Source organism: Pseudomonas sp. GW823-FHT02F05 (assembly GCF_058797315.1).
In genome coordinates, this window is record NZ_JBXAJM010000005.1 from 1 (window position 1) to 12,034 (window position 12,034).

Below are 12,034 nucleotides of genomic sequence, written 5' to 3' on the forward strand. Positions count from 1 at the left end.
GCTGATAATCTTGTTGACTATCAGTCTGACTCCACAAGCACCCACACGAATTGCTTGATTCAGTTGTTAAAGAGCGGTTGGTTAAGATCTTTCGTCTCAACCGAGGCGCGCATTCTACAGCAGCCTCATTTGCTGTCAAGTGGTTATTTTCAGAAGTTTTCGAAGATTTCTTCAACAACTTCAACCACTTGCGCTTGCGATCTCTCGTAAGCGGGAGGCGAATTCTACAGCGTTACACGCTGCTGTCAACACCTCTTTTTCAACTTCCTTTTGGCTTCGATGAACTGAAGCAACTTGCTGCCGAAAACTGCATAACTCATTGTTTACCAAGGAGTTTTCCGTTTCGACTGCGCCGGAAGTGGGGCGAATTATAGGCTTCCAGAATCTGCCGTCAACCTTCTTTTTCACATTTCTGTCATATAAGTCAAAAAAGCCCCCAATAACGCAAACGCCGGCCCCAAGGGGCCAACCTTTTACCTACCGAGCCTTACAGGCTAGGGAAGGCGAATTGCGACGCTTCATGGCTGGCCCGTTGCGGCCAGCGCTGGGTGATCGCCTTGCGGCGGGTATAGAAACGCACCCCATCCGGCCCATAGGCATGCAAGTCGCCAAACAGCGAGCGCTTCCAGCCACCAAAGCTGTGATACGCAACCGGCACAGGCAGCGGCACGTTAACCCCCACCATGCCGACTTCAATCTCATCACAGAACAGGCGCGCCGCTTCACCGTCACGGGTGAAGATACAAGTACCGTTGCCGTATTCATGATCGTTGATCAGCTGCATCGCCGCTTCCAGGCTATCCACCCGCACTACGCACAGCACCGGCCCAAAGATCTCTTCTTTATAGATACGCATCTCAGGGGTGACGCGGTCAAACAAGCTGCCACCGAGGAAAAAACCTTGCTCATGCCCGGCAACACTCAAGCCACGGCCATCAACGACCAGCTCAGCCCCCGCCGACACACCGTCTTCTATATAGCCACTGACTTTATCTCGCGCCTGCCCCGTCACCAACGGGCCCATATCCAGCCCGCAAGAAGTGCCCGCACCAATCTTCAACGCCTTGACCTGTGGCACCAGCTTGGCAATCAATGCATCCGCCACCTGATCGCCCACGCACACAGCCACCGAGATCGCCATGCAACGCTCACCGCAGGAACCATACGCCGCGCCCATCAGGGCACTCACAGCGTTATCCAGGTCTGCATCCGGCATCAGCACCGCGTGGTTTTTCGCCCCGCCCAGCGCCTGCACACGCTTGCCACGTTTGGTCGCTTCGGAATAGATGTACTCGGCAATCGGCGTCGAGCCTACAAAGCTCAAGGCTTTGACTTCAGGCGCTTCGATCAATGCGTCCACCGCGCCCTTGTCGCCATGCACCACGCTGAGCACGCCTTTGGGCAGCCCGGCTTCCTGCAACAGTTGCGCGATCAACAGCGTCGAACTCGGGTCGCGCTCTGAAGGTTTAAGGATGAAACAGTTACCGCAGACAATCGCCAGCGGGTACATCCACAACGGCACCATCGCCGGGAAGTTGAACGGAGTAATACCTGCCACCACGCCCAATGGCTGGAAGTCCGACCACGCATCAATGTTCGGCCCTACGTTGCGGCTGTATTCACCCTTGAGAATCTCCGGCGCCGAGCACGCGTACTCCACGTTCTCGATCCCACGCTTGAGTTCACCCGCGGCGTCTTCCAGGGTCTTGCCATGTTCTTCGCTGATCAACTGCGAGATCCGTGCTTCGTTCTGCTCCAGCAGTTGCTTGAAACGAAACATCACTTGGGCACGCTTGGCCGGCGGCGTATTGCGCCAAGCCGGAAACGCCGCCTTGGCTGAGTCAATCGCCTGTTGAATGGTTTCACGACTGGCCAAAGGCACCTGGTGAATCACATGCCCGGTAGACGGGTTATAGACGTCGGCACTACGACCGCTGTCGTTGACCAGTTCACCGTTGATCAAATGCTGGATAAGGCTCATGCAGGGCTCCTGAAAAATTGTTCTATATAGAAGGAGAAATCAGTCGATCTTGTTCAGCACTTCGCCGACCGCGTCAAACAGACGGTCCAGGTCCTGCGGCTTGCTGTTGAAGGTTGGCCCGAACTGCAGGGTGTCGCCGCCAAAACGCACATAGAAACCGGCCTTCCACAACGCCATGCCGGCCTCGAATGGACGCACGATGGCATCTCCATCACGTGGGGAAATCTGAATCGCACCGGCCAGGCCGTAGTTGCGAATGTCGATCACATTCTTGCTGCCCTTCAAACCGTGCAGCGCATTCTCAAAGTGCGGCGCGACTTCGGCTACGCTCTGCACCAGGTTTTCTTTCTGCAACAGGTCCAATGCCGCCAAGCCCGCCGCGCAAGCCACCGGGTGCGCCGAGTAGGTGTAGCCGTGGGGGAATTCCACTGCGTATTCCGGCGTCGCCTGGTTCATGAAGGTCTGGTAGATCTCGCTGCTGGCAATCACCGCGCCCATCGGGATCGCGCCGTTGGTGACTTGCTTGGCAATGCACATCAGGTCCGGGGTCACGCCGAAGCTGTCGGCACCGAACATCGAGCCGGTGCGGCCAAAGCCCGTGATCACTTCGTCGAACACCAACAGGATATTGTGCTGGTCGCAAATTTCGCGCAGACGCTTGAGATACCCCTGCGGTGGCACCAATACCCCAGCGGAACCGGCCATAGGCTCGACAAATACGGCCGCAATGTTCGACGCGTCATGCAGCTCGATCAACTTGAGCAACTCATCGGCCAGCGCGATGCCGCCCAGCTCCGGCATACCCCGGGAGAAAGCGTTGCTGGCCAGCAAGGTGTGAGGCAGATGGTCAACATCCATCATCGCCTGGCCAAACAGCTTACGGTTACCGTTCACACCGCCCAGGCTGGTACCGGCAATGTTAACGCCGTGGTAACCACGGGCGCGACCAATCATCTTGGTCTTCGTGGCCTGGCCTTTCAGGCGCCAGTAGGCCCGCACCATCTTCACCGCCGTATCGGCACATTCAGAGCCCGAATCGGTGAAGAACACATGATTCAGGTTGCCTGGGGTCAGGTCGGTGATTTTTTCCGCCAACTGGAAGGACAACGGATGACCGTACTGGAAGCCTGGAGAGTAGTCCAAGGTGCCCAATTGCTTGGCGACCGCTTCCTGGATTTCCTTGCGCGTATGCCCGGCGCCACAGGTCCAAAGGCCCGACAACGAATCATAGACCTTGCGCCCCTTGTCATCGGTCAACCAGCTACCTTCGGCGGCCACGATCAGGCGTGGATCGCGCTGGAAGTTGCGGTTGGCGGTGTAAGGCATCCAGTGCGCATCCAGCTTCAATTGGCTGGCCAGGGACGATGGGGCGTTTTCGGGCATGTTCATCAGCAAAACCTCGCAGGGCAAAAGGCAGCGTCGGGATTGAAAAAGCGTTGTTGCAGCTAAATTGCCACGGGGATAAAGTCGGTGAAATCCAACTCTTCTAACCTTCAGTCAGGACTTCACTAAACTATGAGCAGCCGTCGTCCCGACCCTTTGGCCCAAGTCAGTGACTTCGATATTCGCCTGCTGCGCATCTTTCGCAGCGTAGTGGAGTGCGGCGGCTTCTCGGCAGCGGAAACCGTTCTCGGCATCGGGCGCTCGGCCATCAGCCAGCAGATGAGCGACCTTGAGCAACGACTCGGGCTACGGCTCTGCCAACGCGGCCGCGCCGGTTTTTCCCTGACGGAAGAAGGCCGCGAGGTCTATCAATCTGCCCTGCAACTGCTGAGTGCCCTGGAAAGTTTTCGCACCGAGGTCAACGGCCTGCACCAACATTTGCGCGGCGAGTTGATCATTGGCCTCACCGATAACCTTGTCACTCTGCCCCATATGCGCATCACCCACGCATTGGCGCAGTTGAAAGAACGCGGCCCGGACGTGCAGATCCAGATCCGCATGATCGCCCCCAATGAAGTGGAGCAAGGCGTACTCGACGGTCGCCTGCACGTCGGTGTGGTGCCCCAGGCCAGCGCACTGTCGGGCCTGGAATACCAGCCGTTGTACAGCGAACGTTCCTTGCTCTATTGCGCGGTCGGCCACCCGCTGTTTTACGCCGACAACAAGCAACTCGACGACGAGCGCGTCGACAGCCAGGACGCCATCGCCCCCACCTTCCGCTTACCTGCGGAAATCCAGGCCCATTACCAGGCGCTCAACTGCACCGCCAGTGCGTCAGACCGTGAAGGCATGGCGTTCCTGATTCTCACCGGGCGTTATATCGGCTACCTGCCCGATCACTACGCCAGCCTGTGGGTACAACAAGGCCGACTGCGTGCGCTGAAACCGGCTACACGTTTTTACGATTTGAGCCTGGCATCGGTCACGCGCAAGGGCCGTCGCCCTCATTTGGTGCTGGAAAGTTTCCTGGAAAGCCTGGCCGCCACCCGCTGATTCGGGCCTCGCGCAAAAAGCTGAGCATATGGACAGCTTTTTGCAAGGACTCAAGGACCTTGAACCGTCCGCCTTGAGTTGACCCGCCATGCCCCCAGAATCCTCCAGCCCCAGCGACCTGATCTACGGCCTCAACGACCGGCCGAAACCACTGCCCGCTTTCCTCGCGGCGCTGCAACATGTATTGGCGGCGTTCGTCGGCATCATCACGCCGCCTCTGATTATTGGCTCCACCCTCGGCCTCACCGCCCACTTGCCCTACCTGATCAGCATGGCGTTGATGGTTTCCGGCGTAGGCACCTTCATCCAGGCACGCAGGCCGTTTGGTATCGGTGCCGGCATGATCTGCCTGCAAGGCACCAGCTTTGCGTTTCTCGGCGCGGTGTTGTCTGCAGGCTTTCTGGTGAAACAACGCGGCGGCAGTCCGGAAGACATTCTGGCGATGATTTTCGGCGTGTGCTTCTTTGGCGCGGCGGTACAGATTGTATTGAGCCGCTTTATCGGCCAGCTGCGCCGCGTGATCACACCGCTGGTGACCGGCATTGTGATTACGCTGATCGGCATCAGCCTGATCAAAGTGGGTATCACCGACCTCGGCGGCGGTTTCAATGCACCGGACTTCGGCGCCCCCGCCAACCTGGCGCTGGGCCTGTTCGTGGTTTTGACGATCATCCTGCTCAACCGCTCGAACACGCCCTGGGTACGCCTGTCGGCCATCATCATCGGCCTGGCCCTGGGCAGCCTCGCGGCGTGGTTCAGCGGTAAACTTGTTCCCCAGGCTTTGCCTGACCTGCCATTGGTCAGCCTGCCTACACCATTCCGCTTTGGTTTCAACTTCGACTGGAGCGCCTTCCTGCCGATTGCGCTGATTTATCTGATCAGCAGCATCGAAACCGTCGGCGACCTCACCGCCAATTGCATGATTGCCCGCCAGCCTATCAGCGGCCCTTCTTATATAAGCCGGCTCAAGGGCGGCGTCCTCGGCGATGGGGTGAGCTGCATGATCGCCGCCACTTTCAGCGCTTTCCCCAACACCACGTTTGCGCAGAACAATGGTGTGATCCAGCTCACCGGCGTGGCCAGCCGTTACGTCGGTTTATACATCGGCGTGTTGCTGTTCTGTCTGGGCCTGTTTCCGCTGATTGGCGCCGTGCTGCAGCAAATCCCCAAGCCGGTGCTGGGCGGCGCGACCCTGGTGATGTTCGGCAGTGTGGCCGCGGCCGGCGTGCGCATTCTCGCCCAGGCACCGCTGGATCGACGCAGCATGCTGATTATCGCCACCTCGTTCGGTGTTGGCCTGGGTATCGCCGCGCAACCTAACCTGCTGCACCTGATGCCGACACTGGTGCAGAACCTGTTCGACTCCGCCATCACCAGCGGCGGTATCACCGCCATCCTCCTGTGCCTGTTACTGCCGGAGGCCAAGGCAAGTACCACCGCCGCAAACCACACCCCGGAACGCGACAGCCTGGAACCGCTTTGACGGTTTTATTGCATCAGGACTTGTCTGAGGCTTGAGGGTGGGTTATCTGTGCACACGTCGTCTCTATCGATCAGCACGGAAACCTCCATGAGCCTCGAAGTTCCTGCCCACAGCAACCACGGCGGTAAACCCGCCAGCCGCATTCGGCAAAAGAATGAACAAGCGATTCTCCAGGCTGCTGAAGATGAATTCGCGCGCCATGGCTACAAAGGCACCAGCATGAACACCATCGCTGCCAGCGCCGGGCTGCCCAAGGCCAACTTGCACTATTACTTCACCAACAAGCTGGGCCTGTACATCGCAGTGCTGAGCAACATCCTCGAACTCTGGGACAGCACCTTCAACGCGCTGACCGCCGAGGATGACCCAGCCGTGGCGCTCGCTCGTTACATCCGCACCAAGATGGAATTCTCGCGCCGCCAACCCCAAGCCTCGCGGATCTTCGCCATGGAGATCATCAGCGGTGGCGAATGCCTCACGGAATATTTCGGCCAGGACTATCGGGCCTGGTTCAGTGGCCGTGCCGCAGTGTTCCAGGCGTGGATCGACGCCGGCAAAATGGACCCCGTCGACCCCGTGCATCTGATCTTCCTGCTGTGGGGCAGCACCCAGCACTACGCTGACTTCGCCACCCAGATCTGCCGCGTCACCGGTCGCACCAAGCTGACCAAGCAGGACATGGAAGATGCCGGCACCAACCTGATCCATATCATTCTCAAAGGCTGCGGCATCAAGCCAGCCCTATAAACGAAGCGTTTTATGTCTTTTACGCTCACCGGTTTTTGCGAGTTTCGTGAAGAAATACGCAAGAGCCGCTTTATCACCTTGGCGGCGCCGATTACCAGCCCGCAGGACGCCCAAGCGTTTTTCGAGCAACACAGCGACCTGAACGCCACGCACAACTGCTGGGCCTGGAAGCTGGGCGATCAATACCGCAGCAGCGATGACGGCGAACCCGGTGGCACCGCCGGGCGCCCGATCCTTGCGGCCATCGAGGCCCAGGGCTTTGATCAGGTGGCCGTATTGGTGATCCGCTGGTACGGCGGCATTCAACTGGGCACTGGTGGCTTGGCCCGTGCCTATGGCGGCGGGGCCAATAAATGCCTGCAAAATGCCGAGCGCATCGAGCTGATCAGCCGCGTACCTCTGAGCTGCGCCTGTGGCTTCTCCGAGCTGAACCTGGTGAAGCTGCGCGTCGCTGAACTCGGCGGGATTGTGGTGGAAGAAACCTTCACCGCCAACGGTGTAGAGCTGCAACTCGCCCTGGGGGAGGCGCACATCGACACCCTGCAAACCCAGCTCGCCGACCTGAGCCGTGGGCGCATCCTGCTCGAACGCTGAAACTGCTACTGTTATGCGCTGAACTCCATGAACCGCGATTTCAAAGGAAGCCTTTCATGTCTACGCCAAAAACCGCACTGATCATCGGCGCCTCGCGCGGGCTGGGCCTTGGCCTGGTCAAGCAACTGCTCCAGGACGGCTGGGACGTGACCGCCACCGTGCGCGATCCCAACAAGGCTGATGCCCTGAAAGCCGTGGGGCCGGTGCAGATCGAGAAGTTGGATATGGACGACCAGCAAGCCGTGATCGCCCTGGCCCAACGCCTGAAAGACCGCACCTTCGACCTGCTGTTCGTCAACGCCGGCGTCAAGGGTCCGGCCAACCAGGAGCCCGGCCACGCGACCCTGGCGGAAGTCGGCCAGTTGTTCTTCACCAACGCCGTGGCGCCAATCAACCTGGCCCAGCGCTTTGTCGGGCAGATCCGCAAAGACACCGGCGTGCTGGCCTTCATGAGTTCGGTACTGGGCAGCGTGACCATTCCCGACGGCTCGGACCTGGCGCTGTACAAGGCCAGCAAGGCCGCCCTCAATTCGATGACCAATAGCTTTATCACGCAACTGGGCGAGCCCAAGCCGACGGTGCTGTCGCTGCATCCAGGTTGGGTGAAGACCGACATGGGCGGCGAAAATGCCCACATCGACGTCGAGACCAGCGTGCGCGGCCTGGTGGACCAGGTAAATGCCTACACCGGCAAAGGCGGCCATCACTTCGTCGACTACAAGGGCGACACCATCACCTGGTAACCCCCCCAACTGTAGGAGCGAGCTTGCTCGCGAAGAACGCCCAAGCACTGCGTTAAACCAGACTGCCCGCGTCATCATTGACGATTTTCGCGAGCAAGCTCGCTCCCACAGAGGTAAACTGCCCACCTCGCCCTCCCCGGCGACCCTGGATCAGCAGACAGGGCAACACTGAGCTGGCAAACCTGAACCCATCATTCAGAGGAGCCGGCCAATGCCTGCGACCCGTATCTGGTTAAAAAACCCCCTCGCGATTTTCACTGCCAATGGCCTCGATGCCCGTGGCGGCTTGGTGCTGCAAGACGGTGTCATCACCGAAGTGCTGGCCCAAGGGCAAGCGCCTGCACAACCCTGCGCGCAGGTGTTCGATGCCCGCGAGCATGTGGTGCTGCCTGGGCTGATCAATACCCACCACCACTTCTATCAAACCCTGACCCGCGCCTGGGGCCCGGTGGTCAACCAGCCGCTGTTTCCCTGGCTGAAAACCCTGTACCCGGTATGGGCACGGCTCACCCCGGAAAAGCTCGCCCTGGCCAGCAAAGTCGCCCTGGCCGAATTGCTGCTCTCGGGCTGCACCACGGCGGCCGATCACCACTACCTGTTCCCCGATGGTTTGGAAAACGCCATTGATGTGCAGGTAGGCAGCGTGCGTGAACTGGGGATGCGCGCCATGCTCACCCGCGGTTCCATGAGCCTGGGCGAAGCCGATGGCGGCCTGCCACCGCAGCAAACCGTGCAGCAAGGCCAGGTGATTCTCGAAGACAGCCAGCGCCTGATCCGCGAATATCACCAGCGCGGTGACGGTGCGCAGATCCAGATCGCCCTGGCGCCGTGCTCGCCGTTTTCCGTCACCCCCGAAATCATGCAAGCCAGCGCCGAGCTGGCCAACCAGCTGGACGTGCGCCTGCACACCCATTTGGCGGAAACCCTCGATGAGGAAGATTTCTGCCTGCAACGCTTCGGGCTGCGTACCGTGGATTACCTCGACAGCGTCGGCTGGCTCGGCCCACGCACCTGGCTGGCTCACGGCATTCACTTCAACCCGGACGAAATCGAGCGCCTGGGCGCAGCCGGCACCGGCATCTGCCATTGCCCAAGCTCGAATATGCGCCTGGCCTCCGGCATCTGCCCCACTCTGGACCTGCTCGCCGCCGGCGCCCCGATCGGCTTGGGCGTGGACGGCTCGGCCTCCAACGACGCTTCGAACATGATCCTTGAAGCCCGCCAGGCCCTGTATATCCAGCGCCTGCGCTACGGCGCGGAAAAGATCACCCCCGAAGGCGTATTGGGCTGGGCCACCAAGGGCTCGGCGCAGTTGCTGGGGCGCACAGACATTGGCGAGTTGGCCGTCGGCAAGCAGGCGGACCTGGCACTGTTCAAGCTCGATGAGCTGCGCTTCTCCGGCAGCCATGACCCCATTTCCGCACTGCTGCTGTGCGGCGCGGACCGGGCGGATCGAGTGATGGTTGGCGGCAAGTGGCGGGTGATCGACGGTCAAGTCGAAGGCCTGGACCTCAAGGGCTTGATCGCCGATCACAGCCAGGCCGCGCGCCATTTGATCGCGGGCACCTAAGCCAGGCGCCAATCAAAATGTGAGAGCGGGCTTGCTCGCGAAAGCGGTGTGTCAGTCAGTACATCTGTGACTGAACCACCGCATTCGCGAGCAAGCCCGCTGCCACATTGGGTCTGCGGCGCCTTTCAAATCGGGTTACAGCCCTAACAGCGACAGCATGATAAAGGTCGCAAACAACACAAAATGCGTCATCCCTTCTATCGCATTGGTTTCACCATCGTTGAGGTTGATCGCGCTGACGATCAGCGTGATAAACACCATAACCGTTTGCACCGGCGTCATCGCCATCTGGAACGGCTGCCCGGTGTAGAGCGCCATGGCTTCCATCACCGGCACCGTCAGGATCACCGTGGACAACGAAGCCCCCAGCGCGATGTTGACCACCGATTGCATGCGGTTGGCCAACGCGGCGCGCAATGCCGTGAGGATTTCCGGAGCGGCCGAGATAGCCGCCACCACAATCGCGGTAATCACTGGTGGTGCGCCTGTGCCTTCCAGGCCCAGGTCGAGGGTCTTGGACATCACCTCGGCCAGCGCACCAATCACGATCACCCCAAACACCAGGGTCGCAATGGAAAACGTCAGGCTGACAGACGGCGCGTGCTCGTCTTCCGGCTGTTTCTTACGGCGTTTCTCCGGGTAGCTGTAGCTGAAGAAATAACTGTGCGGCCCCACCTGCATGCGCAGGAACAAGGTGTAAAGCACCACCATCGCGCCAATGGTGAAGGCCGAGTAAATTTTCCAGTCCGCTTCGGGGATGAATTCCGGTACCACCATCGACACCCCCATGGCGGTAAGAATCATCACACTGTAGGTGCGCGCCGAGTCATCGTTGTAGGACTGTTCGCCATGCTTGATGCCGCCCATCAGCGCGGCCAGGCCGAGGATACCGTTGATATCGAGCATCACCGCTGAGTAGATGGTGTCGCGCACCAGGGTGGGCGATGGCTCGTTACTCATCATGATCGCCAGGATCACCACTTCCACCAATACCGCGGCGAGGGTCAGGATCATGGTGCCGTAGGGGTCGCCGACTTTTTCCGCCAACTGTTCGGCGTGATGGGCCACGCGCATCGACGCCATCACGATAAACGCGATCAGCGCAAAGCCGGCCAGCAACGCAACCAGTTGGCCGCTGTGGAGCATCCAGTGCTCCAGCGGGTAGGCGGCGATGGCGGCAATCAGCGCCAGCAGCATGAATTTTTCTTGCTTGAGGGATGTGAGCATTCCGGGCCTTCTCGTACAGCGAATCAGTCATTGATGGGGTACAGACTGCGCCGAGCCGCTAACGTTTCGTTACACCTTAGTTCAGGCCGCCCTTGCGTGAGTGACAGAAATACTCTCCTGCTGGTCAGGTTTTGCCGATTATTTCAGCCATGGCCTGTAGAATGCCGCCATTGCACCTGATGAGATTTTAAAAATGTACGATTGGCTCAACGCCCTGCCCAAGGCTGAATTGCACCTGCACCTGGAAGGCTCGCTGGAGCCTGAGTTGCTGTTCGCCCTGGCCGAGCGCAACAAGATTGCGCTGCCATGGAACGACGTCGAAACCCTGCGCAAAGCCTACGCCTTCAACAACCTGCAAGAGTTTCTCGACCTGTATTACAAGGGCGCCGATGTGCTGCGCACGTCCCAGGACTTCTACGACCTGACCTGGGCTTACCTGCTGCGCTGCAAAGCCCAGAACGTGATCCACACCGAACCCTTCTTCGACCCGCAAACCCACACCGACCGTGGCGTGCCGTTCGAAGTGGTGCTCAACGGCATCGCCGCTGCGCTTAAAGACGGCGAGCAGCAACTGGGCATCACCAGCGGTTTGATCCTCAGCTTCCTGCGCCACCTGAGCGAAGACGAAGCGCAGAAAACCCTCGACCAGGCGCTGCCGTTCCGTGACGCGTTCGTGGCCGTGGGCCTGGACAGCTCGGAAATGGGCCACCCACCGAGCAAGTTCCAGCGCGTGTTCGACCGTGCCCGTCACGAAGGCTTCCTGACCGTGGCCCACGCCGGTGAAGAAGGCCCGCCCGAGTACATCTGGGAAGCCATCGACCTGCTGAAAATCCAGCGCATCGACCACGGCGTGCGAGCCATTGAAGATGAACGCCTGATGCAGCGCATCATCGACGAACAGATCCCGCTGACGGTATGCCCGCTGTCCAACACCAAGCTCTGCGTGTTCGACGACATGGCCCAGCACAACATCCTCGACATGCTCGAGCGTGGTGTAAAAGTCACCGTGAACTCGGACGACCCTGCCTATTTCGGCGGTTATGTCACCGAGAACTTCCACGCGCTGCACACCTCCCTGGGCATGACCCAGGACCAGGCCAAACGCCTGGCGCAGAACAGCCTGGATGCGCGGCTCGTGAAACCGTAACTGAATAGACTTGGACTCAACCTGTGGGAGCTGGCTTGCCTGCGATAGCGGTGTATCAGCCAGCCTCTTATTGCCTGACCTACCGCTATCGCGGGCAAGCCCGGCT

Annotated in this window: 10 protein-coding genes; 7 read left to right on the forward strand and 3 right to left on the reverse strand. The window is 59.7% G+C overall.

The window, feature by feature from the left end; genetic code table 11:
• Positions 1-487: 487 nt before the first annotated feature.
• Positions 488-1,981, reverse strand: coding sequence for a CoA-acylating methylmalonate-semialdehyde dehydrogenase (locus tag AC1RAC_RS08095; RefSeq protein WP_236456058.1), 1,494 nt, complete (start codon positions 1,979-1,981; stop codon positions 488-490).
• Between the two features lie 39 nt (positions 1,982-2,020).
• Entirely contained in the window at positions 2,021-3,370 is a 1,350-nt protein-coding gene (gene aptA, locus AC1RAC_RS08100; protein ID WP_054918734.1) for an omega-aminotransferase AptA, read from the reverse strand.
• A 126-nt stretch (positions 3,371-3,496) separates the two neighbouring features.
• Here aptA and AC1RAC_RS08105 point away from each other — a divergent pair, with 126 nt between their 5' ends.
• The 6 genes from AC1RAC_RS08105 to AC1RAC_RS08130 all read left to right on the forward strand — a co-directional run bounded on the left by AC1RAC_RS08105 (position 3,497) and on the right by AC1RAC_RS08130 (position 9,554).
• A complete protein-coding gene (locus AC1RAC_RS08105; RefSeq protein WP_034125912.1) occupies positions 3,497-4,417 on the forward strand; it encodes a LysR family transcriptional regulator in 921 nt (306 codons plus the stop codon).
• A gap of 88 nt (positions 4,418-4,505) precedes the next feature.
• Complete coding sequence (locus AC1RAC_RS08110) at positions 4,506-5,900, forward strand: uracil-xanthine permease family protein (protein ID WP_054918737.1); 1,395 nt, start codon at positions 4,506-4,508, stop codon at positions 5,898-5,900.
• Between the two features lie 87 nt (positions 5,901-5,987).
• On the forward strand, positions 5,988-6,647 hold the full coding sequence (locus AC1RAC_RS08115; protein ID WP_034125910.1) for a TetR/AcrR family transcriptional regulator: 660 nt from the start codon (positions 5,988-5,990) through the stop codon (positions 6,645-6,647).
• Between the two features lie 12 nt (positions 6,648-6,659).
• Positions 6,660-7,241, forward strand: a complete 582-nt coding sequence (locus AC1RAC_RS08120) for an IMPACT family protein (RefSeq protein ID WP_236456060.1) — start codon at positions 6,660-6,662, stop codon at positions 7,239-7,241.
• A gap of 56 nt (positions 7,242-7,297) precedes the next feature.
• Entirely contained in the window at positions 7,298-7,984 is a 687-nt protein-coding gene (locus tag AC1RAC_RS08125) for an SDR family oxidoreductase (RefSeq protein WP_047712496.1), read from the forward strand.
• A 211-nt stretch (positions 7,985-8,195) separates the two neighbouring features.
• A complete protein-coding gene (locus AC1RAC_RS08130) occupies positions 8,196-9,554 on the forward strand; it encodes an 8-oxoguanine deaminase (RefSeq protein WP_054918745.1) in 1,359 nt (452 codons plus the stop codon).
• A gap of 135 nt (positions 9,555-9,689) precedes the next feature.
• Here the strand turns inward: AC1RAC_RS08130 and AC1RAC_RS08135 are convergent, their stop codons facing one another.
• Positions 9,690-10,781: a calcium:cation antiporter gene (locus AC1RAC_RS08135; protein WP_003188263.1), complete on the reverse strand. Its 1,092-nt coding sequence runs from the start codon at positions 10,779-10,781 to the stop codon at positions 9,690-9,692.
• Between the two features lie 193 nt (positions 10,782-10,974).
• Here AC1RAC_RS08135 and AC1RAC_RS08140 point away from each other — a divergent pair, with 193 nt between their 5' ends.
• A complete protein-coding gene (locus AC1RAC_RS08140) occupies positions 10,975-11,928 on the forward strand; it encodes an adenosine deaminase (protein WP_014716772.1) in 954 nt (317 codons plus the stop codon).
• Positions 11,929-12,034: the final 106 nt, after the last annotated feature.